Here is a 21,767-nt window from a genome sequence, read left to right on the forward strand (position 1 = left end):
GTGCGCTCGGCGCTTGCGCCGAGTGTCGGGAGCGGCCGCCGGGCGGTCCCTCGCAGAACGGCCGGCGAAGATCCACCCGGGGTTCTCCGGCCGTCCGAACACGGACGACACAACACGAGGCGACCAGACGGCCCCGCGAAGGCACCCGTCCATCGACGGTGGCGGCCACAGGCCTCCCCGCCTGCGGCCACGGCTCTCCCACGCGCCGCCCTCAGCCTTTGAGGGCGGCGCGGGCCGCCTCCAGGGCGGTCGTGCGGTAGGCGGCGCCGAACAGGCACACGTGGACCAGCAGCGGGTACAGCTGGTGCAGGGCCACCCGGGAGCGCCAGCCCGCCGACAGCGGCGCCACCTCGTTGTAGGCGTCGCGCACCCGCTCCAGGTGGGGCAGGCCGAACAGGGTGAGCATGGCCAGGTCGGCCTCCCGGTGTCCGCCGTGGGCGGCCGGGTCGATCAGCACGGCGTCCTGGGCGCGCCACAGCACGTTGCCGTTCCACAGGTCGCCGTGGATGCGGGCGGGCGGCTCGGGCTCCCCCGCCAGGTCGGCGACCCGGTCCACCACCTTCTCCACGGTGCGCCCGTCGACGGGGGTGAGCCCGCCCTGGTCGACGGCCCGGCGCAGGCAGGGGCGCAGCCGCTGCTCGGCGTAGAACGTCGGCCAGTGCCGGGCGGGCGTGTTGTCCACCGGCAGCGGCCCGATGTAGCCGGGCCAGTCGGCGCCGAAGTGGTCCGCCCCGGTCAGGTGCAGCCCGGCCAGCCGGCGGCCCAGGCGCTCGGCGGCGCCCGGCGTGGGGTCGCGCTCCTCCACCCAGGGCAGCACCAGGATGCGATCGTCCCAGGCGACCGGCTCCAGTACCGGGGATCCGAAGGCGCGGCCCAGCCACTCCAGGCCGCGGGCCTCGGAGGTGAACACGGCGCTGGGCGCGGCGTTGCGCGGCAGCGACTTCACGAACAGGCGGGTGCCGTCCTCCAGCTCCGCGTAGGAGATGTCCCAGTCGTGGCTGCGCTGGGCCCGCGCGGCCCGGCGCACCGGACGGCCCAACAGGACGGTGAGCCGCTCCGCCATGGTCCCCTTGACCGGATCACGGCGCCGGCCCTCACCGCCCCCCGCGGCGCACACCGATCCCTCCTCCACCCGGCCCCCGCTACCGCTGCTTCAGCAACGCGGTGAGTTCCCCGGTCAGGCCCTTGGCCGCGGCCTCCACCATGTTGAGGACGGCGGTGAACCCGTCGTCGCCGCCGTAGTAGGGGTCGGGCACCTCGGGGTTGGGGCCCGTCCCCGGGGCGAAGGAGCGGAACAGCCGCAGCCGGGCCGGGTCAAAGCCGTGCCCGGCCCCGTACCGGTCGACGATGCGGCGCAGGTCGTCGAGGTTGTCCAGGTCCATGGCCAGCAGCAGGTCGAACCGGGCCAGGTCGGCCGGGTCGAACTGCCGGGCGGTGTGGTCGGTGAGGTATCCGTGCACGCGCAGGGTGGAGGCGGCCCGGGGGTCCATCGCCCCGCCCACGTGCCAGTCACCGGTGCCGGCGCTGTCCACCTCGACGAGGTCGCCCAGCCCGGCCCGCTCCAGGTCGGCGACCAGCACCTTGGCGGCCATCGGCGAGCGGCAGATGTTGCCCAGGCACACCACGCCGACACGGTAGGGACCGTCGGGGTGGCGGGGTTCCGGCAGGCTCATACCTCTTACCGTAACGAAAAACCGGCGCGGCCACCCGCTTCACGGCGGGCGCGTTCGCCGCGGTCCGGTAACGCCCACTACCCCTTGGGCAGGCGCACCACGGTGACGAAGAAGTCGTCGATCTGGCGGATGACCTTGATGAACTGGTCGAAGTCCACCGGCTTGGGCACGTAGGCGTTGGCGTGCAGGCGGTAGCTGCGCAGCACGTCCTCCTCCGCCTCGGAGGTGGTGAGCACGACGACGGGGATGTGCGCGAGCTCCTCGTCGTTCTTGACCTCCTGTAGGACCTCCCGCCCGTCCTTGCGGGGCAGGTTGAGGTCGAGCAGGATCAGGTGCGGCCGCGGGGCCTGGGCGTACTCGCCCTCCCGGCGCAGGAAGCGCAGGGCCTCGACCCCGTCGGAGACCACGTGCAGGCGGTTGCCCAGCTTGTGTTCCTCGAACGCCTCCTTGGTCATGAGGACGTCGCCCGGGTCGTCCTCGACCAGCAGCACCTCGATGGGATGCACCAACATGACCTCGCTCAAGCCTCAGAACCCCTGTCAGGGTCCGCCCCGCCGTCGGGGGGAACCGTACCGCCATCGGACACGGGCGCGGTGGAGGCCGACCCGGGGGTCCGCCCCCCGGATGCGTCCGCCTCCGGGCCGTCCCGACCCGTGGACCATCGTGCGGCCGTCGGTGCCGGGTCCGCGGGGGCGGTCCCGGCCTCCTGAACCCCGCCGTCGGTGAGCGCCTCCCGGGCGGCGGGTGCGCCGTCCGCGTCCGCGGTCTCCTCCTGCCCGGGGTCGACGGGCAGAGACCAGCATATGCGCGTTCCGGTGCCGGGGGCCTCCCCCTCACGGGAGGTTTCCGGCCCGTGTGAGGTGTCCAGCCAGATCCGGCCGCCGTGGAACTCGACGATCTTCTTGCACATCGCCAGGCCGATCCCGGTTCCCGTGTACTTCTCCCTGGTATGCAACCGCTGGAAGATCACGAAGATGCGCTCGGCGTACTGCGGTTCGATCCCGATTCCGTTGTCCTGGCAGCTGAAGATCCATTCGTCGCCCTGGCGCTCGACGCCGATGCGGACGCGCGGGTCCTCCTCGCCGCGGAACTTGACGGCGTTGCCCACCAGGTTGAAGAACACCTGGGTGAGCAGGGTGCGGTCGCCCTGGACGGTGGGCAGCCCGTCCCAGATCACCTCGGCACCGGTCTCCTCCAGGCGGGTCGACAGGCTGCTGAGGGCGTCGTCGAGGGCACGGTCGAGGTCGACCGCGGCGAAGTTCTTGGTGCGGCCGACCCTGGAGAAGGCGAGCAGGTCGTTGATGAGGGTCTGCATGCGCTTGGCGCCCTCGACCGCGAAGTCGATGTAGGAGTCGGCGCGCTCGTCGAGCTGTCCGTGGTAGCGGCGCTGGAGCAGCTGGCAGAAGCTGGCGACCTTGCGCAGCGGTTCCTGGAGGTCGTGGGAGGCGACGTAGGCGAACTGCTCCAGTTCGAGGTTGGAGCGGCGCAGTTCCTCGGCCTGGTGCTCCAGCAGGGCGGACTGCTCCTGGAGCTTGCGCCGGGCGGAGGCGACCTCGTCCAGGTCCTGGACGATGCGCTCGCGCATGGCGTCCACGTCCCGGCCCAGGCGGACGATCTCGGGTGGGCCGTGCAGGGAGATGCGGTGGGCGTAGTACCCCTCCGACACCTGGCGCATGTGCCCGGCCAGCTCCTCCAGGGGGCGCAGCACCCACTGCTGGAGCATCACCCACAGGAACACCGACAGGAACACCACGACCAGGCCGACCAGCACCAGCAGGGCGACGACCTGCTGGGTGGCCAGGGTCAAGCCGCTGCGGGCCTCCTCGATCTCGTTCTGGAGGTTGCGGAGGGCGGCCTCGCTGGCTCGGGTGAGCTCCAGGTAGAGGACCCGGCCGCGGCGCAGGTCGTCCTGGCTGGGCTCCTGCCCGTTGCCGACCTGCTCCAGGGTGGGCTCGGCGAACTCGTCGGTCCAGATCTCCCCGGCGCGCAGCAGGGCGTCGATGTTCGACGCCAGGACCGGGTCCTCCTCGCGGCGGCTGTCGGCCAGCTCGCGCAGCAGTGCCCGCTCCTCGGTGATCTTGAGGCGGGCGTCGATGTAGGGCTGGAGGAACTCGCGCTCCTCGGTGAGGATGTAGCCCCGCAGGGCGTGGTCCTGGGTCAGGTAGGCCGAGCGGAGCTGCTCGACCGAGCCGACGGCCGGGGTGAGCTCGTCGACCTGGAGGGCCAGGGAGTCGCGGGCGCTGAAGGCGGCCAGGGTGATGATCGAGACGGCGACCACCAGGACGACGGCGACCACGGTCAGCAGGCTGGTCACCCGGCGGCGCAGGCTCCACGACTCGTGGGGCACGGCCGGGCGGCCCCGGTCGCCGTTGACGAAGTGGACGCCGCCGACGGAGGGGGTCGGGGGCGCGCCGGTGTCCGCGGGGGCCTCGGCTCCGTCGGTGTCGGTCGCCATGGCCGTCCCCTCCTCGGGAGCCGTCACTCCCGGTCTCCGTTGTTCTCCCCGTGGTCGTCGTGGGTGATGAGGAGCATCGCCACGTCGTCCTGGAGAGGACCCCCGTTGCTGCGTTCGGCCTCGTCCACCGCGTGCTCGGGCAGCCGGGCCAGGGAGACGCCCTGTTCCAGGATGCCGGTGACCAGCCGACGCAGGCCCGCGACCTCCAGGCGCGCGGGCGGCTCCTCGTCGTAGGCGTCGACGAGGCCGTCCGTGTACATCAGCAGGCTGGAGCCGCGCGGCAGGCGGACCTCGTCGACGTCGGCGTCCTCCACCGGGAAGACACCGAGCGGGGGCTGGGGGGTGACCGGGGTCTCCGCCACGGAGGTGCCCCGGACGATCATGGGCGGCGGGTGGCCCAGCACGCGCAGCCGGACCCGGTCGTCACCGGTGTCCATGCTGGCCATGCACAGGGTCGCGTACATCTCCTCCTGGGCCCGCTCGCTGATGAGGATGGCCTCCAGGTTGGGCAGCACCGTGGACTCGGCGACCCCGGCCATGATGAGCGTCCGCCAGGCGATGCGCAGGCTGACGCCCAGAGCGGCCTCGTCGGGGCCGTGGCCGCTGACGTCGCCGATGATGATGTGGGTGGTGCCGTCCTTCTCGACCGCGTCGTAGAAGTCGCCGCCGACGATGGCGCGCTTGCGGCCGGGCCGGTAGTAGGTGCGGTGGCTGAGCGGCGAGCGCTGGAGCAGTACCTGGGGCAGCAGGCCGCGTTCCAGGCGCATGTTCTCGCGGGCGCGCAGGCGGGCCTCGCGGAGCTGGTGGGCGTTCTCGTCGGCGCGGCGGCGCTCCAGGGAGTAGCGCAGGCTGCGGCCCAGCAGGGAGCCGTCGACCTGGCCCTTGACGAGGTAGTCCTGGGCTCCGGCGGCGACGGCGGCGATGCCCTCGTGCTCGTCGTCCAGGCCGGTGAGGACCACGACGGCCGCGGAGGGCGCGCTCTGGAGGACCTCGCGGAGCAGGTCCAGGCCGTGCGCGTCGGGCAGGTTGAGGTCGAGCAGGACACAGCCGCGGAAGCCCTTGAGGTGGGCCCGGGCCTCGTCGAGGGTGGCGACCCAGGTGATGTCGGTGGTGAGCGCTGTCTCGGCGAGCAGTTCCTCGGCCAGGAAGGCGTCGCCCGCATCGTCCTCGATCAGCAGGACGTCAACCGATTCGACGGCAGCCTCCACCCGTTCGCTCAGGACGGCGTCGCCCAGGGCGGCGTGGCCGTCGGAGGCCACGCCGTCGACGGGGGCGGCGTGCGCCGTCCCCGTGTCGATCACCGCTGCGGGATCGTGCCCTGTTCTCCTGGTATCCACTCATCGCCTTCGGTCTGACGGTCCGCGGGCGCTCGCCGTCGCGCCGCGTGGGCCCGAGACGGACACCCCGGGGCGGTTCGGACCGCATGGCTCCCCAAAAGATAAACGCCCCGGGGACCTGTTGACCAGCAGGCGTGGGGGAGACACATCCGACGGGCCCGCCGGGAACCCGGTCGTCGGAGGGGGTCGGCGGGCCGGAACCGGCTGGGGTCAGGGGTTTGCGCGAGGACCGCCGGGGCGGCCCGCAGGCGCGTGCAGGGGCATGTGCACGGGGCGTGGCGCTTGTGAGGACGCACACAGGCTAAGCGACGCCGCCGCGCTTTTTGATGACAGGTTGTCGTATCCTCCTTGAAGGAAGGATCGCCTAAATGACATCATGTCATCAAAGGCACCGATCGAGGAAGTACGGAGAACGCGGATGAGCGTCACGGCCGAAGCCCCCGCCACGGCCCCCGACTCGGAGCTGTTCTCCGAGCGGCTCAAGGCGGCCACCTGGAGCGACCACCAGGCCGCCGAGGACCACGGGTTCACCCGGGCCCTGATGTCCGGCACCCTTCCCCTGGCCGGGTACACCGCGATGGTCGCCCAGCACCACTTCGCCTACGTCGCACTGGAGGAGGTCGGCCGCTCGCTGATCGGCGACCCCCTGGCGGGCCGGTTCCACTACCCCGAGCTGGAGCGGGTACCCGCCCTGGAGGCCGACCTGGAGCACCTGCTCGGCGCCGACTGGCGCGAGCGCGTCGAGCCGACCCCCGCCACCCGCACCTACATGGCGCGCATCGAGCAGATGGCCGACCGCCCCGAGGGCTTCATCGCCCACCACTACACCCGGTACATGGGCGACGTCTCCGGCGGCCAGTTCATCCGCCGCACCGCCGCCGAGGCCTACGGGCTCACCGACGGGGCCGGGGTCGCCTTCTACGTGTTCGACCGCCTGGGCAGTCTGCCCAGGTTCCGCGCGGGCTACCGCGAGCGCCTGGACTCCCTGGAGATGGACGCCGCCACCGCCGACCGGCTCATCGCCGAGACCCGCCTGGCCTACCAGCTCAACACGGAGGTGTTCGCCGACCTGGGCCGGCTGTACACCGCCCACTGACGACCCCGACACCCCGAGCGCGGACCGCGGCGCCTCGCGCCACCTGGGCGGACGCCGCCGAGCAGGCCGGACCGTGCGGTCCGGCCCCTTCGGCGTGCCACCATAGAGGAATGCCCAAGATCACGGCGCCCACCATCGCCGCCCACCGTGCCCGCACACGGGAGCGCATCATGGAGGCTGTCGACGAGCTCATCCGCTCGCAGGGGATCGACCGCGTCTCCATGACCGACGTCGCCAACGCCGCGGGCATCACCCGCACCGCGCTCTACAACTACTTCCCGGACAAGCCCACGCTGCTGCTGGCGTTCACCGAGGAGGTGAACAACCGCTTCGTGGAGGACTACCGTCGCGAGCTGCCCTCGGGGGTCTCCGCGGCCCGGCGGCTGTCGGCGTTCGTCCGCCTCCAGCTCGAAGGCATCGTGGCGCACCCGCACCCGCCCGCCGCCGAGCTCGGCGCCAGCCTGGGCCCGCAGGCCTACCAGGCGCTGGCCGCCCACGTCGCCCCGATGCAGAGCCTGCTCACGGAGATCCTGGAGGAGGGGATCGCGGGCGGCGAGTTCGACGCGATGCCCCCCGAGGCGGTCGCCCGGCTGACCCTGTCGATGGTCGGCTCCCAGCGCATCCCCCTGGTGAGCGGGGAGATCGACCCGGAGGAGACCCACGCCCTGGTCACCCGGTTCGTGCTGCGCGCCCTGGGGGTGGAGACCGAAACCGTGGACACCATCGTCCCCGATCGGACCAGGACGGATACCGTCGGCGATGACACATGAGCGACGGGTGATAACGGACCGCCCGTAACGGGCGCTCCCGTGGTGATCGGGTGATACCGAGTCGAGAACCGCGGCCCGGATCCGGTAGGAATCATGGTCCCGGACCCGAGTCGTGAAGGTTCTCCCCCGTCGTGTCTCTCGTGCTGCTGGCGATCGGCGCCGTGTTGGTGCTGGTCGCGATGTTCAACAGACTGCCCCGCTACGTCCCGCCCCGGACCGCGCGCGCACCCGCCCGCGGCGGGACCGCCACGCGCACCCGCGCCGAGACGGCCGCCGGCCCGCGGCTGCGGCTGGCCCCGGCCCGCCTCACCGAACAGGGCCGCGCCCTGCTCACCACCCTGGGCGGCAGCGCGATGATCGTCGCGTTCTTCCTCGCCCTCTCGGGTCACTAGGGCCTGTTCGGCGGATGCCTTCGCGCGGCCCGGCGCTCGCGCCGGGTGCGGGGAGCGGCCGTCAGGCGTTCTCCGGCGAGACGACCGGCGGGGTCGACCGTCCGAGCGCAGACGGCGCGGTGAGAGCGCCCCTACCGTGCGGTGCCTCGCAGGCCCGGCGGCATCGCACAGCGGGGCCGACGGCCGCGGGCCGTCCGTCGAGGACCTGCCGCCACCGGACGGGCGGCCTCGGTGAAGCGGCGGCCCGGAAGGTCAGGGGCGGCGCAGCCGGCGGGCCACCCCGGCCAGCAGACCGCCGGCCGCCAGGCCGCCGGCCACCGCGGCGGCCGTCACGAGCCGGCGGCGGGCCCGTGCGTCCCGGTGCGCAGCCATCTCCGCGATCGCCCGGTCCGAGGGGCCGAACGCCCCTCCGCACAGGAACGGATCCAGTTCCAGGGGGCGCCAGCGCGCGCCCGTCCACGGGCGCGGGACGAACAGGTCCGGCGGGGTCGAGGTGCGCGGCTTCCAGCGCACGCCCTCCAGGGGCGCACCCGAAGGCACCGGGATCCGGCGGAGCAGCGGGATCGCGATCGGCTCGGGCCGCGCACCGTGGTAGCGCAGCTCACCCGGGGCGTTGGCGATCATCTCCACCAGCAGCCGGGCGCAGGCGCGGGCATCGCCCAGAGCGGTGTGCTGACCGGTCGGCCACACGCCGCCGAGTGCGTGCGAGGCCTTGGGCAGCGAGTAGCGCTCCAGCTTGACCTGCGAGCGCAGGGCCCGCAGCGTGCACAGCCCCGGCAGCCCCTCGGGCAGGCCGAAGGGGATCAGCTCCGAGGTCAGGAAGCGCTGCTCGAAGTCGAGGTTGTGGCCCACCACCACGGCGCCCGAGAGCAGCCGGACCAGTTCCGGTACGACCTCGTCGACGGTCGGGGCGCCGATGACGTCGCCGTCGCCGATGCCGTGGAACTCGCGGCCGGTCACGTCCGTGCGCGGGTCCACCAGGGTGGTGAACTCCCGCAGCAGGGTGCCGTCGCCGCGCACCCGCACCACGGCGATCTCGACGATGCGGGCGCCCGTGCGCGGGTCCAGCCCGGTGGTCTCGGTGTCGAGCACCGCGTACTCCAGGTCCGCCGCCCGGACACCGCCCCTGCGCCGGGTCAGCGTCCCCATCCGCAGCGTTCCCATGCCCGTCCCTTCGTCGCACACCGCCGGTTCCACGGGCATGACCCTACTCCCCGGCGCCGACTTCCCGGCCCACCGTGCTCCCGCGCTCCCGGTGGAAACGGAAGAAAGAGACCCGGGGTAACGTTTTGACACGCATGTCCGTACATCCTCGGACACTCCACACACCCCTCGACGATGAGGAGACCCGTATGTCCAGAACCCCGCTGCCCGAGTACGTGCCCCTCGCCGAGGCGACCCGTTCCGGGATGCGCGAGAGTGTGCACTACGGGGCGGTCGTCGGTCTGGCCGCCGACGGGAGAGTCGCCCACGCACGCGGCCCGGTGCACCAGCCGATGTTCCCCCGCTCCTCCGCCAAGCCGTTCCAGGCCGTGGCGATGCTGCGCGCCGGCGCCCCGCTGACCGGGCCCTCCCTGGCGATCGCGGCGGGCAGCCACGGCGGCGAGCCGATCCACGAGGAGCGCGCCCGGCTGATCCTCGCCGAGGCCGGGCTCACCCCCGACGCGCTGCGCTGTCCGCCCGACATCCCCGGCGGCTCCGCGGCCCGCCGCGATTTCGTCCGCGCCGGGCGCGAGCCCGAGCGCCTGCTCATGAACTGCTCGGGCAAGCACGCGGGCATGCTCGCCGCCTGCGTCGCACAGGGCTGGACCACCGAGGACTACCTCGACCCGGAGCACCCCCTCCAGGTGCTCGTCCGCGAGACCACCGAGGACCTGTGCGGCGAGAAGGTCGCCCACACCGCCGTCGACGGCTGCGGGGCACCCCAGCTGGCCGTGTCCCTGGCCGGCCTGGCCCGGGGGCTGTGGCGGATGCGCACCGCCCCCGACGGGTCGCCCGAGCGCGCGGTCCTCGCGGCCATGAGCGCCCACCCCGAGTACGTGTCCGGCACCGGCCGGGTGGACACCGACCTGATGACCCGCATGCCCGGCCTGGTGTCCAAGATCGGCGCCGACGGGGTGTTGGTCCTGTCCGCGCCGTCCGGGGAGGCCGTCGCCGTCAAGATCAGCGACGGGGACGCCGCGGAGCGGGCGCGTACGCTGGTCGCACTCGACGCCCTGCGCACCCTGGGCGTGGACGTCTCCCCCGTCCGGGACCGGCTGCGGGTGGACGTCTACGGCGGCGGCGCGCCCGTCGGCGAGGTCCGTCCGCTCTGATTCGGAGGCACAGTGCGAAACATCGTCATCGTCGGCGCCGGGATGGCGGGGCTGCACACCGCGGCGGCCCTGCGCGAACGCGGCTTCGAGGGGCGGATCACCCTCATCGGCGAGGAGCCGCACCGGCCCTACTCCAGGCCGCCGCTCTCCAAGGAGGCGCTGACCGGGGTGGGCCTGGACCCGGGCCCCCTGGCGGGCAACCGGGCGCTGCGGCTGCTCGATGACGCCGAGATCGACGCCCTGGACCTGGACTTCCGTCCGGGCACCCGGGCGATCGGCCTGGACACCGCCTCCCGCACGGTCAAGCTCGACGACGGCGACGCCCCCTACGACGGCCTGGTCGTCGCGACCGGCGCCCGGGCCCGCCGCCCGGACACCGGCCTGGCCGGGGTGCACGTGCTGCGCACCCTGGAGGACGCCGAGGCCGTGCGCGCCGCGATCGCCGAGCACGGGCGCCTGGTGGTCGTGGGCGCCGGGTTCGTCGGCGCGGAGGTGGCGGCCAGCGCCCGCACCCTGGGCGCCGAGGTCACCCTGGTGGAGGCGGCCCCCACGCCGCTGACCCGGGTGGTCGACCCGCGGCTGGGCCCGGTGCTGACCGACCTGCACCGCGAGAACGGCGTGGACGTGCGCCTGGGCGTCGGGGTGGCGGCCTACGAGGGCTCCGGCCGCGTCGAACGCGTGCGGCTCGCCGACGGGGAGGCCGTCGAGACGCCCCTGGTGGTGGCGGGCATCGGCGTGCACCTCAACACCGAGTGGCTCCAGGGGGCGCTCGACCTCATGCCCGACGGGTCGGTGCGCTGCGACGAGTACTCGGCGGCGTCCGCGCCCGACGTGTACGCGGTCGGCGACCTCGCGAACTGGCCGCACCCCCGCTACGGCGGACGCATCCGCCTGGAGCACTGGACCAACGCCGGGGAGCAGGCCGCGGCGGCCGCGCACAACCTGCTCGCCGCCCCCGAGGAGCGCAGGCCCTTCACTCCGGTGCCCTACTTCTGGTCGGACCAATACAAAATGAAGATCCAGCTGCTGGGACAGGGCGCCCCGGCCGATGAGGTCGCCATCGTCCACGGATCCGTACAGGACCGTAAGTTCGTGGCGTTCCTCGGCCGGGGCGGCATGCTGACGGGCATCATGGGGCTGCGCTCCACCCCGCGCACCATGCGGCACCGGGGGCTGTTGGAGCGGCCCACCACCTGGGAGGACGCCCTGGCGGCGGTTTAGCCCGTGACCGTGATGGCCCGCTTGGGGCACAGCTTCTCGGCCTGGCGGACCCGGTCGTGGAGCTCGGCGGGCGGCTCCTCGGTGAGCAGGTACAGAAAGTCGTCGTCCCTGACCTCGAAGACCTCCGGGGCGACGCCCATGCACAGGGCGTTGCTCTCGCACAGGTCGTAGTCGACCTCGACTCGCATGGTGTGACTCCTCGCGCGGATGGAAGTGTCCCACCGCACACTACGCCGGTCCCGTCGTGAACCGACGGGACGCACCCGGAGTCCCACCCTGTACGGGGATCCCCCCGTGCAACGTCCGAGCCGAGGGGCACCATGGCAGTTCCCGAAACCCCGCACACCCATCACCCTCCGTATCCGTCGTACCTGCCCCCGGCCTACCGGCCCCGGCCGCCGCTGCCCAAGGCACCGGCCTGGCTGCTCATCGCGGTCCTGGCGGTGGGCGTGTTCTCCTCGCTCTTCGCCGCGCTGGCCCGCCCCGGCCTGGGGCTGGTGCTCACCGGTGTCCTGGCGGGACTGACCGCCCTGGTCGCGCTCCTGGTCCGTCCGGCCATCCCGGAGAACCCGGTGGCCGGGACGGACGAGGACGCCGACGAGGACGAGGATGCCGAGGCCGAGTCGGCCGCGGTGGAGCCGGAGAAGGCGGAGGCGGAAGAGGCAGAGGCCACCGGCCCCGACGGATCGGACACCGGACCCGGTACCGAAGGCGCCTGCGGGGAGACCGCCCGGGGCGAGGACACGGACGCCGGCTCCGCGGAAGGGGACTCCGCCGCGACCGCCGCCGAGGACACCGGCGCACCGACCGGATCCGCCGCAGCGCACCCGGTCCCACCCGCCGCGCCCGGCGGGTACCCGCCCCCGCCCGCCTGGAACGGCTGGGAGCCCGCCCCCGGCGGCGGCCGGCGCCCCGCGGGCGGCCCGGTGGTGGAGGAGGACGGCGGACCCGACCGCTACTCCCACGCCTGGGCGGCGATCTTCGGGACGATCGCGGCGGCCCTGCTCTTCACCGCCCTGTTCCGCGACGCCGGATGGCTGCTGTTCTGGACGCTCACCGGCGCGTTCCTGACCGCCTCGCTGGCCTTCGCCGTCCGCGGCCCCCTCTCCCGCAGCGGAACGGTGGGCGTCGCCGCGGGCGCGTTCGCGCTGGTGCGCAATCTCTTCGCCACGCCGCGCTTCCTGTTGAGCCCCCTCCGGAACAGCCGGACCCGGCGGCTGCTGGGGCCCGCACTGCTCACCGCCCTGGTCACCGGAGCGCTGCTGATGGTCTTCGGGCTGCTGTTCGCGTTCGCCGACGCCGTGTTCGCCCGCTACCTGACCGATCTCTTCACCCCGCTGACCGAGACCTCCTCGTTCACCGAGGGGATCGGCCGCCTGTTCTTCCTGGTGCTCACCGCCCTGTTCACCGGGTCGGCGGTGCTCACCGCGCGGCGCCGCCGCCCCGCCGCCACGGCACGCCCCGAGCGGGAGTCCCGGCTGCCGGTGTGGGCGTGGACCATCCCCCTGGGCGCGCTCACCGCCCTGTTCGCCGCGTTCCTCGCGGTGCAGGCCGTCACCCTGTTCGGCGGCGACGACCACGTGCAGCGGGTCGCCGGGGTCACCTACGCCGAGTACGCCCGGCAGGGGTTCTTCCAGCTGGTGGCCGTCAGCATCCTGGTCCTGGGCGTCATCGGCCCGGCCGCGCGCATCATCCCCGCGCGCCCGCGCGGCGTCCGCGTCCTGCGCAACGCCCTGCTGGGGGCGCTGTGCGTGCTCACCCTGGTCATCCTCGCCTCGGCGATGTACCGCCTACAGCTGTACATCGACGTGTTCGGACTCACCCGGCTGCGGGCCGTCGCGGAGGCGTGGATCGTGTGGAGCGCCCTGGTGTTCGGACTGGTCATCGCCGCGGGCGTGCTCAACACCCTGGGCCGGCCCGCGGTGTGGCTCCCCCGGGTCGTGGCCGCCACGGCCGGGGTGTCCCTGGCCGTGTTCGCCTACGCGAACCCGGACCTGCGCATCGCCGAGAGCCACCTGGGCACCGAGCTGAACCGGACGGACATCCGTTACCTGCGGGACCTGTCCGCCGACGCCGTCCCGGCCCTGGTCCGCCTGGAGGGCGATGACCGCACCTGTGTGCTGCACCAGAAGTACGACCGGCTCGGGAACGACGGCTTCGCCTCCTGGAACCTGTCCCGGGAACGGGCGGAGGACCTGCTGCCCCCGCCCGCCGACCCCTACGCCTGCGTCGACCGTTACGGGTGGTGACCCTACCCGGGCGCACCGCGGCGCGCCCGGGGCCCGTCACCGCGCGAAGCGGTCCGTCGCCTCGATGAGGCGGTCGAGGATGCCGGGTTCGCTGAACGCGTGCCCGGCGTCGTCGACGATGTGGAACTCCGCCTCCGGCCAGGCCCGGTGCAGGTCGTAGGCGGTGCGCACCGGGGTGCACACGTCGTAGCGGCCCTGTACGATCACCCCGGGGATGTGCCGGATCCGCTCGGCGCCCTCGATCAGCTGCCCCGGCGTGAAGAACCCCCTGTTGACGAAGAAGTGGTTCTCGATCCGGGCGAACGCCAGCGCGTACTCGTCCTCGGCGTGCTGCTCCCGCAGCTCCTTGTTCGGAAGCAGGGTCACCGTGGAGCCCTCCCACACGCTCCACGCCCGCGCCGCCGCCACCCGCGTCCCGCGGTCGGGCGACTCCAGCCGCCGGGCGTAGGCGGCGATGAGGTCGTCGCGCTCCTCCTCGGGGATGGGCGCCAGGTAGGACTCCCACAGGTCGGGGAACATCATGGACGCCCCCTCCTGGTAGAACCAGCGCAGCTCCTCGTCGCGCAGCGTGAAGATGCCGCGGACGATCAGCTCGGTGACCCGGTCGGGGTGGGTCTGGGCGTAGGCCAGGGCCAGGCAGCTGCCCCACGACCCGCCGAAGACCTGCCAGGCCTGCACGCCGATCATCTCGCGCAGCCGCTCCATGTCCTGTACCAGCGTCCAGGTGGTGTTGGTGGACAGGTCGGTGTCCATCCTCCCGGCGTGCGGGGTGGAGCGGCCGCAGTTGCGCTGGTCGAACAGCAGGATCCGGTACCGCTCCGGGTCGAACAGCCGCCGGTGGTCGGGGGTGCAGCCGCCGCCGGGCCCGCCGTGCAGGAACACCACGGGCTTGCCCGCGGGGTTGCCGCACAGCTCCCAGTAGACGCGGTGTCCGTCGCCGACGTCGAGCATGCCCGAGTCGTACGGTTCGATGGGCGGATACAGGGTGCGCACAGCGTGGCCTTTCCTGGGTGTTCGTCGTGTGCCCCGAAAAGGGTCTTCCGGGGCGGTCCGGACGGGGGGCGGCCGGGGTCCCTCCGGCGGGGGAGCGAGGGGGTCAGAGGCGGTCCAGGAGTTCGGCCTTCTTGTCGGCGAACTCCTGGTCGGTGAGCAGGCCCTCGGCGTGCAGGCGGCCCAGCTCGCGGATCTTGCCGAAGATCTCCTCGGCGCCGCCCGACTCACCGCTCTCCAGAGCGGGCGCGGCGGGCGCCTCCCCGACGTACGCGTTGAGGGTGGCCGCCATCAGGAAGGTCTCCTCGGCGCCTTTGGAGCCGTGCGAGGCGAGCGTGAAGAAGTCGTTCTCCAGGGAGGTCGCCTCGGGCAGGGTGACCCCGCGCAGCACGACGCGCATGTACCCCTCGGTGACGTCGACCTGCGGGTGCCAGGCCACCGACTCGATCTCCGCCAGCCGGTACTCGCGGGACTTCTCCTTCTCCTTGGCGGTGCTGGCCAGCCACCCGTCCCACTGGAGGCGCACCTTCTCGCCGTCGAAGGAGGCCGACCCCTCGGCGGTGCGCGCCTGCACCGGCGGCCGGGCCACCAGGGCCCGGGCGACCTCGGTGCGGTCCAGCTCCCCGGAGAGGGTCTCGCGGGCGTAGCGGGCCAGGTCCCGGATCTTGTCGGCGACGTACTCGGCGACCAGCTCGGTGTCGTGGGGACCGCTCAGGACCAGCGGGGTGAGCGCGTCGCGGGCGGACGCGCCCAGCATGGTGTAGGGGTCCAGCCCGGGGAGCAGGTCCAGCCGCAGCCGCCACCCGTGCCTGCGGTCGCCCTGGTAGAAGTCCACCTCGCGCACCGCGGCCAGCGGGACCTCGGCACCGCCCAGTGCCTTGAAAAGCGTCGGGACCTTGCGCCCGGAATCGAAGCGGATCCGGACCGTCTCGTCGTCGATCCTCCAGAGGGCGTGGTGCCCGCGCAGTTCCTCCATGGCTCACCATCCTAGGGCGGACCGCCGCCCGGTAGCGGTGGTGCGGCGCGGGGTGAGGGGTCGCCGAGGCGCATCGGGGGTAGAAATCGCAGCACACCGGTCCCGGAACGAGGCGGGCGGAGATCCGAAAGGTCGAAGCGATGTCCAAAGAGGCGGCGGCCGAGGGTGCCGCGGAGTTCCGTACGGCGCGCGATCTGCTCCTGCGGCTGCGGGAGGACCGCGAGGGCGCGCACCGGGAGTTCGCCTGGCCCCGGCCCGAGGTGTTCAACTGGGCGCTGGACCACTTCGACGAGGTGGCCGGGCGGCGGCCGGACCGCACGGCGCTGTGGATCGTCGACGAGGACGGCTCGGAGGAGAAGCACACCTACCGGCGCATGTCGGAGCGCTCCTCCCAGGTCGCCAACTGGCTGCACGCCCAGGGCGTGCACGCGGGCGACCGCATCCTGGTGATGCTCGGCCCCCAGGTGGAGCTGTGGGAGATCACGCTGGCGGCCGTCAAACTCGGCGCCGTGGTGGTGCCGACCGCCACCAACCTGACCGAGGGCGACCTGCTGGACCGGCTGGAGCGCGGCGAGATCAGGCACGTGGTGTGCTCCCCGGTGGACACCGAGAAGTTCGAGGGCCTGAGCGGCCACTGGACCCGCATCTGCGTGGGGTACATGGACGGCTGGCTCGGCTACCCCGACTCCGAGCACGCCGGCCTGGAGTTCCACCCGCCGCACCGGGTCGGGCCCGACGACCCCCTGCTCGTGTACTTCACCTCGGGCACCACCGCCAAGCCCAAGCTCGTGGTGCACACCCAGCGCTCCTACCCGGTCGGGCACCTGTCCACCATGTACTGGTTGGGCGTGCGGCCGGGGGACGTGCACCTCAACGTGTCCGTCCCCGGCTGGGGCAAGCACGCCTACAGCAGCGTCTTCGGCCCCTGGAACGCCGAGGCGACGGTGCTGGTGGTGCGCCAGGACCGCTTCTCCCCCGAGCGGCTGCTCGACGAGATCGTGCGCTGCGGCGTCCACACCTTCTGCGCGCCGCCGACGGTGTGGCGGATGCTGGTGCAGACCGACCTGGCATCGTGGAAGGTCCCCCTGCGCGAGGCCCTGGCCGCCGGGGAGCCGCTGAACGCGGAGGTGGTCGAGCACGTGCGCAAGGCGTGGGGCCTGACGGTGCGCGACGGGTTCGGCCAGACGGAGACCACCCTGCTGGTCGGCAACTCCCCCGGCCAGCGCGTCGTCCCCGGGTCGATGGGCCGCGAGATGCCCGGCTACCGGATCGTCCTGGTGGACCCGGTCACCGAGGAGCCCGGCGACACCGGCGAGATCTGCGTGGACCTGTCCGACGAGCCGGTGGGGATCATGCAGGGGTACGTCGACAGCCCCGAGTTGACCCGGCTGGCGACCCGTAGGGGCCTGTTCCACACCGGGGACCTGGCCGCCCGGGAGCCGGACGGGCACATTACCTATATCGGCCGCAGCGACGATGTGTTCAAGGCGTCGGATTACCGCATCTCACCATTCGAACTCGAAAGCGTGCTCGTCGAGCACGAATACGTGGCCGAGGCCGCGGTGGTCCCCTCCCCCGATCCGCTGCGGCTGGCGGTCGCCAAGGCGTTCGTGACCCCGGCCCCCGGGGTGCCGCCCACGGCGGAGACGGCACGGGCGATCATGGAACACGTCCGCGGCCGCCTCTCCCCGTACAAGAGGGTCCGCCGCCTGGAGTTCGCCGAGTTGCCCAAGACCGTGTCGGGCAAGATCCGCCGGGTGCAGCTGCGCCGGGAGGAGGCCGACCGCGGACCCGTCGCGGAGGGCTCGCGCCGCCCGGCCGAGTTCTGGGAGGAGGACTTCACCGACCCGGAGTCCTGAACCCGATCGGGCGCATCCGAAGAAATTCGTCTCGATCGCTGAGACGAATATTTCGCCATTGTCACCGTTGGCGGCCTCCCATGTGTGACCCTCGTCCGAAATACCGGCGTAACCGCGTTCCGGCCCCGCGGCCGCGCTAGTGTGCAAGGTGGCGGCACCGCACGAGCGAGGACACAGGGGAGCAGCAGCATGCCCAGCACCAACGACACACGGGTGGTCGACTACAAGCCGCTCATCGCCCCCCGGGACCTGCTCGCCGAGCTTCCCCTGGGATCGGAGCGCACCTCCCTGGTCGAGCGCTCCCGCGCCGAGGTCAAGCGGGTCCTGGACGGTGAGGACGACCGCCTGCTGGTCGTCGTCGGCCCCTGCTCCGTGCACGACCGCGAGTCGGCCATGGAGTACGCCCACCGGCTGATCGAGCTGGCCCCCTCGCTGAGCGAGGAGCTGTGCGTGGTCATGCGCGTGTACTTCGAGAAGCCGCGCACCACCGTCGGCTGGAAGGGTCTCATCAACGACCCCGACCTCAACGACACCTACGACGTCCAGCGCGGCCTGCGCCTGGCCCGCGAGATCCTGCTGGACATCAACTCGCTGGGGCTGCCCGCGGGCACCGAGTTCCTCGACCCCATCACCCCGCAGTACATCGCCGACGCCGTGTCCTGGGGCGCGATCGGCGCCCGCACCACCGAGAGCCAGGTGCACCGCCAGCTGAGCAGCGGCCTGAGCACCCCGGTGGGCTTCAAGAACGGCACCGACGGCGACGTGCAGGTGGCCGTGGACGCGGTGGGCGCCGCCGCGGCCTCCCACACGTTCTTCGGTGTGGACCCGGCTGGCGCGGGCTCGGTGGTCGTCACCGAGGGCAACCCCGACTGCCACGTCATCCTGCGCGGCGGCCGCACCGGCCCCAACCACGACACCGCCTCGGTGAACGCGGCCCTGGACGTCATCGCCGGGGCGGGGCTGCCGCGCCGCCTGATGATCGACGCCAGCCACGCCAACAGCGGCAAGGACCACGAGCGCCAGCCGGGTGTGGCCGCCGAGATCGCCGCCCAGGTGGCCGAGGGCCAGCACGGCATCATCGGCGTCATGCTGGAGAGCTTCCTCGTCCCCGGCGCCCAGAAGCTGGGCGACCCGGCCGAGCTGGTGTACGGCCAGTCCATCACCGACAAGTGCATGGGCTGGGACACCACCACCGAGGTGCTGGCCACCCTGGCCGAGGCCGTCCGCGCCCGTCGCAAGACCGCCTAGCGCGCCCTCCCGGACCTTGCGCCCCGTGCCCCGTTCGGCGAACGGGGCGCGGGGGCGTCGCCGGGAACACGGGTCCCTGACGACGGTCCCGCTCCGGACGACCGGCACCGCGTTCCGCGGGTCCCCCGACAGGGACACCTCCGCCGGCGGATCGCCCCCGCACACCACCAGGCCGGCGGCCCTGCCCGGCTCGACGGTGCCGGACGGCCCCGGCGGTCCGGCCGCGACGTCCCGGTGACGCTGCGCTCCCCGGGCGGCCCCTGGCCGCCCCGGCCGCTAACGGGTGACCGACTCCCGGGGCAGGACGTCCAGGGCGACCAGGAGTTCACGGCCCAGCGCCTCGCAGTCCCCGGCCCCGTACCCGCCCTCCCCCGCCTCCAGGCGCAGGGCGAAGGCGTGCGTCCGGTCCCGGTCGGTCACCCAGCCGACCCACCAGCCCGGCGCCCCGTCACCGTCGCCGTCGCAGGCCGCGCGGCCGTACAGCGTGTACCCGGCGCCCTCCTCCACCGAAGCGGCCGCGTGCAGCGCCTCCTGGTGGACGGCCTCCACCGGCAGTTCCCCGTGGGCCAGCCCGGCCAGGAACTCCGTCTGCTCCACCGCCGAGACGCCCAGCGGGCCCCGCACCCAGAAGTCGTCCTCCCGCCCGCCGAGGTCGCGGTCGCCGTACTCGAACCGGTCCACCCACGTGGCCAGCCGCTCCCGGCCCACCCGCTCCACCGCGTCCCGGTGCGCCGCCTCCCCGGCGCCGACCACCGCCCCCGCGTCGGACACCGCACCCGTTTGGAGTGCCACCAGCGCCGTCACCAGGTCGAACGTCTCCCCCGGCACCGCGCGCTCGCGCGCCCGCCCCGGGTCCACCAGCACCGAGGTGCGGTCCTGCGTGTCGTAGAGCACGAACGTGCCCGCCACCCCGGCCCGCTCGAACACCCCGGCCAGGTCCGCCCGCTCCACCGCGGCCACGTCACCGCCCACCGCGGCGGCGTTGTCCGCCCCCGGGGCGGGGCCCGGCCCCGCCTCCCGCGGAGCGGCACAGCCCAGCAGCGCCACCAGTGCCGCGCCGACCACCGACGCGCACCCGATCCGTCTCATCCTCCGCGTGTCCACCAGTGCCCGGTCCCCCTCGGTGCACGAACCGCCACGATCCGTTCACGGGACACGGTAGTCCGTGAACGCCTCCGCCGCCCGGGTTTCTCCCGCTCTGATCCCCCGGGCGGTGGCACCCTTGGGGGGCGGCCACGGCCGCTGCTAGGCTGAACGTGTTGCTGACCCCGTACGGGAGAGTGCCCGCGCAGCCGGCGCGGGCCGCCGAAGGAGCAATCCCTCCCCGAAACAACCTCTCAGGCACAGCGGACCGTACGGGCGAGACCACTCTGGAAAGCAGGGACCGCAGTCCCTCGCCGAAGGTGCAAGCCACGCCGAGCGCGCGGCGAAGCTCTCAGGCACAGATGACAGAGGGGGAGGATGGCAACGCCTATGCACGATACGACGCCCATCCTCTCGGGAGTACCCATGTCAGAGCCCGCGTCCGCGTCGCGGCCCACCGCCCTGCGCGCGATCCACGAGAAGGCCGGTGCCTCCCTCGTCGACTTCGCCGGGTGGCTCATGCCTCTCCGCTACGGCAGCGAGACCGCCGAGCACAAGGCCGTACGCGAGGCCGCGGGCCTCTTCGACCTCTCCCACATGGGCGAGATCCGCCTCACCGGCCCGGACGCCGGCCGCGCCCTGGACCACGCCCTGGTCGGGCACCTGTCGCAGGTCAAGCCCGGCAAGGCCCGCTACACGATGATCACCGACGCCGACGGCGGCGTCCTGGACGACCTCATCGTCTACCGGCTCGGCGAGGAGGAGTACCTCGTGGTGGCCAACGCCGCCAACGCCGACGTCGTCTCCGCGGCCCTGGCCGAGCGCGCCGCCGGGTTCGACGTCGAGGTGGCCGACGAGTCCGCCGAGTACTCGCTCATCGCGATCCAGGGCCCCCGGGCCGTGGAGATCCTGGCCCCGCTCACCGACGCCGACCTCGACTCCATCCGCTACTACGCGGGCTACGAGCACACCGTCGCCGGGGTCCCCGCCCTGCTGGCGCGCACCGGCTACACCGGCGAGGACGGCTTCGAGATCTTCGTCAAGCCCGCCGACCGCGCCGTCGGGGTGTGGGAGGCCCTCATCGCCGCCGGTGCCGACCGGGGCCTGGTCCCCGCCGGGCTGTCGGCCCGCGACACCCTGCGCCTGGAGGCGGGCATGCCGCTGTACGGCCAGGAGCTGAGCACCGACCTCACCCCCTTCGACGCCGGACTGGGCCGTGTGGTCAAGTTCGACAAGGAGGGCGACTTCGTCGGCCGGGCCGCCCTGGAAGAGGCCGCCCGCACCGCCCGCCCCCGCCGCCTCATCGGCCTCGTCGCGCGCGGACGCCGTCCGCTGCGCCGCGGCCAGGACGTCCTGCGCGACGGCGCGGTCGTCGGCACCATCACCAGCGGCGCGCCCTCCCCCACCCTGGGCAGCCCCATCGCCATGGCCTACGTGGACGGCGAACTCGACACCGCGACCGGCGCGTTCACCGTGGACGTGCGCGGACGCGGCGAGGACGTCGACGTGGTCGAGCTGCCGTTCTACAAGCGGCAGGCCTGAGAACGTGGGTCCCTCACCGACGGGACCCCACTCGCCCCGCCCGGCCGAACCCCTGACCGGGGTCGGCACGGAACGGGGCGTGACCGGACGTAGGCCGGGCCGGGCGGCCGTCACCCGGCGGCGCGGCAGGAATGAAGAGAACCTCCAAGGAGAGTTGAAGTGAGCGTTCCCACGGAGCTGGGTTACACCGCCGAACACGAGTGGGTCTCGATCGAGGACGGGGTCGCAACGGTCGGCATCACGGCGTTCGCCGCCGAATCCCTCGGCGACATCGTCTATGTCGAGGCCCCCGCCGCCGGGACCGCGGTGAGCGCGGGCGAGACCTGCGGCGAGGTGGAGTCCACCAAGTCCGTCAGTGACATCTACTCCCCCGTCGACGGCGAGGTCGTCGAGGTCAACGCGGACCTCGAAGGCGAGCCGGAGTCCATCAACTCCGACCCCTACGGCGCCTGGCTGTTCAAGGTGCGCCTGGCCGGGGAGCCCGGCGAGCTGCTCTCCGCGGAGGAGTACACCAAGCTGACCGAAGGCGAGGACTGACCCCCGATGGCCACCGACAACACG

Annotated in this window: 20 protein-coding genes and 1 riboswitch; of the genes, 10 read left to right on the plus strand and 10 right to left on the minus strand. The window is 73.1% G+C overall.

The features are described from left to right. Positions 1-211: 211 nt before the first annotated feature. From QJS33_RS06295 to QJS33_RS06315, 5 genes are all read right to left on the minus strand, one after another. Positions 212-1,063 (minus strand): fructosamine kinase family protein, encoded by an 852-nt coding sequence (locus tag QJS33_RS06295; RefSeq protein WP_306366920.1) that lies wholly within the window; start codon positions 1,061-1,063, stop codon positions 212-214. 79 nt (positions 1,064-1,142) lie between these two features. After that, the gene (locus tag QJS33_RS06300; protein WP_306366901.1) at positions 1,143-1,673 is read right to left on the minus strand and encodes a low molecular weight protein-tyrosine-phosphatase; all 531 of its coding nucleotides are present in this window, start codon (positions 1,671-1,673) and stop codon (positions 1,143-1,145) included. A 77-nt stretch (positions 1,674-1,750) separates the two neighbouring features. Further along, entirely contained in the window at positions 1,751-2,185 is a 435-nt protein-coding gene (locus QJS33_RS06305) for a response regulator (protein WP_306366921.1), read from the minus strand. Positions 2,186-2,193: 8 nt separating this feature from the next. Next, positions 2,194-4,128, minus strand: coding sequence for an ATP-binding protein (locus QJS33_RS06310; RefSeq protein WP_306366902.1), 1,935 nt, complete (start codon positions 4,126-4,128; stop codon positions 2,194-2,196). 23 nt (positions 4,129-4,151) lie between these two features. Then, positions 4,152-5,429: a PP2C family protein-serine/threonine phosphatase gene (locus QJS33_RS06315; protein WP_372339600.1), complete on the minus strand. Its 1,278-nt coding sequence runs from the start codon at positions 5,427-5,429 to the stop codon at positions 4,152-4,154. A 454-nt stretch (positions 5,430-5,883) separates the two neighbouring features. Between QJS33_RS06315 and QJS33_RS06320 the strand changes: the two genes are divergently transcribed. The 3 genes from QJS33_RS06320 (at position 5,884) to QJS33_RS06330 (ending at position 7,723) form a co-directional block, all read left to right on the plus strand. After that, positions 5,884-6,561, plus strand: coding sequence for a heme oxygenase (biliverdin-producing) (locus tag QJS33_RS06320; protein ID WP_306366903.1), 678 nt, complete (start codon positions 5,884-5,886; stop codon positions 6,559-6,561). Positions 6,562-6,671: 110 nt separating this feature from the next. Beyond that, positions 6,672-7,331: a TetR/AcrR family transcriptional regulator gene (locus tag QJS33_RS06325; protein ID WP_306366904.1), complete on the plus strand. Its 660-nt coding sequence runs from the start codon at positions 6,672-6,674 to the stop codon at positions 7,329-7,331. A gap of 131 nt (positions 7,332-7,462) precedes the next feature. Beyond that, a complete protein-coding gene (locus tag QJS33_RS06330) occupies positions 7,463-7,723 on the plus strand; it encodes a hypothetical protein (protein ID WP_306366905.1) in 261 nt (86 codons plus the stop codon). Between the two features lie 252 nt (positions 7,724-7,975). Here QJS33_RS06330 and QJS33_RS06335 read toward each other — a convergent pair whose 3' ends face one another. Continuing rightward, positions 7,976-8,887, minus strand: coding sequence for a 3'-5' exonuclease (locus QJS33_RS06335; protein ID WP_306366923.1), 912 nt, complete (start codon positions 8,885-8,887; stop codon positions 7,976-7,978). Positions 8,888-9,075: 188 nt separating this feature from the next. Between QJS33_RS06335 and QJS33_RS06340 the strand changes: the two genes are divergently transcribed. Together QJS33_RS06340 and QJS33_RS06345 are read left to right on the plus strand one after the other, a co-directional pair. After that, positions 9,076-10,038: an asparaginase gene (locus tag QJS33_RS06340; protein WP_306366906.1), complete on the plus strand. Its 963-nt coding sequence runs from the start codon at positions 9,076-9,078 to the stop codon at positions 10,036-10,038. 12 nt (positions 10,039-10,050) lie between these two features. After that, on the plus strand, positions 10,051-11,259 hold the full coding sequence (locus QJS33_RS06345; protein ID WP_306366907.1) for an NAD(P)/FAD-dependent oxidoreductase: 1,209 nt from the start codon (positions 10,051-10,053) through the stop codon (positions 11,257-11,259). Here the strand turns inward: QJS33_RS06345 and QJS33_RS06350 are convergent. Further along, positions 11,256-11,447 (minus strand): ferredoxin, encoded by a 192-nt coding sequence (locus QJS33_RS06350; protein WP_306366908.1) that lies wholly within the window; start codon positions 11,445-11,447, stop codon positions 11,256-11,258. The two genes, QJS33_RS06345 and QJS33_RS06350, sit on opposite strands and share 4 nt — an antisense overlap. Before the next feature lie 132 nt (positions 11,448-11,579). Between QJS33_RS06350 and QJS33_RS06355 the strand changes: the two genes are divergently transcribed. Further along, positions 11,580-13,508 (plus strand): DUF4153 domain-containing protein, encoded by a 1,929-nt coding sequence (locus tag QJS33_RS06355; protein ID WP_306366909.1) that lies wholly within the window; start codon positions 11,580-11,582, stop codon positions 13,506-13,508. A 36-nt stretch (positions 13,509-13,544) separates the two neighbouring features. Here the strand turns inward: QJS33_RS06355 and pip are convergent, their stop codons facing one another. Together pip and QJS33_RS06365 are read right to left on the minus strand one after the other, a co-directional pair. After that, the gene (gene pip, locus QJS33_RS06360) at positions 13,545-14,501 is read right to left on the minus strand and encodes a prolyl aminopeptidase (RefSeq protein ID WP_306366910.1); all 957 of its coding nucleotides are present in this window, start codon (positions 14,499-14,501) and stop codon (positions 13,545-13,547) included. Positions 14,502-14,604: 103 nt separating this feature from the next. Beyond that, positions 14,605-15,474: a DUF4429 domain-containing protein gene (locus QJS33_RS06365; RefSeq protein WP_306366911.1), complete on the minus strand. Its 870-nt coding sequence runs from the start codon at positions 15,472-15,474 to the stop codon at positions 14,605-14,607. Positions 15,475-15,614: 140 nt separating this feature from the next. Here QJS33_RS06365 and QJS33_RS06370 point away from each other — a divergent pair, with 140 nt between their 5' ends. Together QJS33_RS06370 and QJS33_RS06375 are read left to right on the plus strand one after the other, a co-directional pair. Then, entirely contained in the window at positions 15,615-17,333 is a 1,719-nt protein-coding gene (locus tag QJS33_RS06370; RefSeq protein WP_306366912.1) for an AMP-binding protein, read from the plus strand. A 189-nt stretch (positions 17,334-17,522) separates the two neighbouring features. Beyond that, the gene (locus QJS33_RS06375; protein WP_306366913.1) at positions 17,523-18,581 is read left to right on the plus strand and encodes a 3-deoxy-7-phosphoheptulonate synthase; all 1,059 of its coding nucleotides are present in this window, start codon (positions 17,523-17,525) and stop codon (positions 18,579-18,581) included. Positions 18,582-18,857: 276 nt separating this feature from the next. Here QJS33_RS06375 and QJS33_RS06380 read toward each other — a convergent pair whose 3' ends face one another. After that, on the minus strand, positions 18,858-19,670 hold the full coding sequence (locus QJS33_RS06380; RefSeq protein ID WP_306366914.1) for a penicillin binding protein transpeptidase domain-containing protein: 813 nt from the start codon (positions 19,668-19,670) through the stop codon (positions 18,858-18,860). 271 nt (positions 19,671-19,941) lie between these two features. Then, a riboswitch (glycine riboswitch) is annotated at positions 19,942-20,043 on the plus strand. A gap of 47 nt (positions 20,044-20,090) precedes the next feature. Between QJS33_RS06380 and gcvT the strand changes: the two genes are divergently transcribed. Both gcvT and gcvH read left to right on the plus strand, forming a co-directional pair. Next, positions 20,091-21,206, plus strand: a complete 1,116-nt coding sequence (gene gcvT / locus QJS33_RS06385) for a glycine cleavage system aminomethyltransferase GcvT (RefSeq protein ID WP_306366915.1) — start codon at positions 20,091-20,093, stop codon at positions 21,204-21,206. 159 nt (positions 21,207-21,365) lie between these two features. Then, complete coding sequence (gene gcvH, locus QJS33_RS06390; RefSeq protein ID WP_306366916.1) at positions 21,366-21,743, plus strand: glycine cleavage system protein GcvH; 378 nt, start codon at positions 21,366-21,368, stop codon at positions 21,741-21,743. Positions 21,744-21,767: the final 24 nt, after the last annotated feature.

The organism is Nocardiopsis sp. CC223A (assembly GCF_030766825.1).
Lineage (GTDB): Bacteria > Actinomycetota > Actinomycetes > Streptosporangiales > Streptosporangiaceae > Nocardiopsis.

What these genes read in the sequence shown, in the direction of transcription:
- QJS33_RS06325 (WP_306366904.1), top strand. Translation starts at nt 6,672, where the DNA reads ATGCCCAAGATCACGGCGCCCACCATCGCCGCCCACCGTGCCCGCACA.
- QJS33_RS06340 (WP_306366906.1), top strand. Translation starts at nt 9,076, where the DNA reads ATGTCCAGAACCCCGCTGCCCGAGTACGTGCCCCTCGCCGAGGCGACC.
- QJS33_RS06295 (WP_306366920.1), bottom strand. Translation starts at nt 1,063, where the DNA reads ATGGCGGAGCGGCTCACCGTCCTGTTGGGCCGTCCGGTGCGCCGGGCC.
- gcvT (WP_306366915.1), top strand. Translation starts at nt 20,091, where the DNA reads ATGTCAGAGCCCGCGTCCGCGTCGCGGCCCACCGCCCTGCGCGCGATC.
- QJS33_RS06300 (WP_306366901.1), bottom strand. Translation starts at nt 1,673, where the DNA reads ATGAGCCTGCCGGAACCCCGCCACCCCGACGGTCCCTACCGTGTCGGC.
- QJS33_RS06380 (WP_306366914.1), bottom strand. Translation starts at nt 19,670, where the DNA reads ATGAGACGGATCGGGTGCGCGTCGGTGGTCGGCGCGGCACTGGTGGCG.
- QJS33_RS06305 (WP_306366921.1), bottom strand. Translation starts at nt 2,185, where the DNA reads ATGTTGGTGCATCCCATCGAGGTGCTGCTGGTCGAGGACGACCCGGGC.
- QJS33_RS06370 (WP_306366912.1), top strand. Translation starts at nt 15,615, where the DNA reads ATGTCCAAAGAGGCGGCGGCCGAGGGTGCCGCGGAGTTCCGTACGGCG.
- QJS33_RS06320 (WP_306366903.1), top strand. Translation starts at nt 5,884, where the DNA reads ATGAGCGTCACGGCCGAAGCCCCCGCCACGGCCCCCGACTCGGAGCTG.
- QJS33_RS06355 (WP_306366909.1), top strand. Translation starts at nt 11,580, where the DNA reads ATGGCAGTTCCCGAAACCCCGCACACCCATCACCCTCCGTATCCGTCG.
- QJS33_RS06365 (WP_306366911.1), bottom strand. Translation starts at nt 15,474, where the DNA reads ATGGAGGAACTGCGCGGGCACCACGCCCTCTGGAGGATCGACGACGAG.
- QJS33_RS06310 (WP_306366902.1), bottom strand. Translation starts at nt 4,128, where the DNA reads ATGGCGACCGACACCGACGGAGCCGAGGCCCCCGCGGACACCGGCGCG.
- QJS33_RS06350 (WP_306366908.1), bottom strand. Translation starts at nt 11,447, where the DNA reads ATGCGAGTCGAGGTCGACTACGACCTGTGCGAGAGCAACGCCCTGTGC.
- QJS33_RS06375 (WP_306366913.1), top strand. Translation starts at nt 17,523, where the DNA reads ATGCCCAGCACCAACGACACACGGGTGGTCGACTACAAGCCGCTCATC.
- QJS33_RS06335 (WP_306366923.1), bottom strand. Translation starts at nt 8,887, where the DNA reads ATGGGAACGCTGCGGATGGGGACGCTGACCCGGCGCAGGGGCGGTGTC.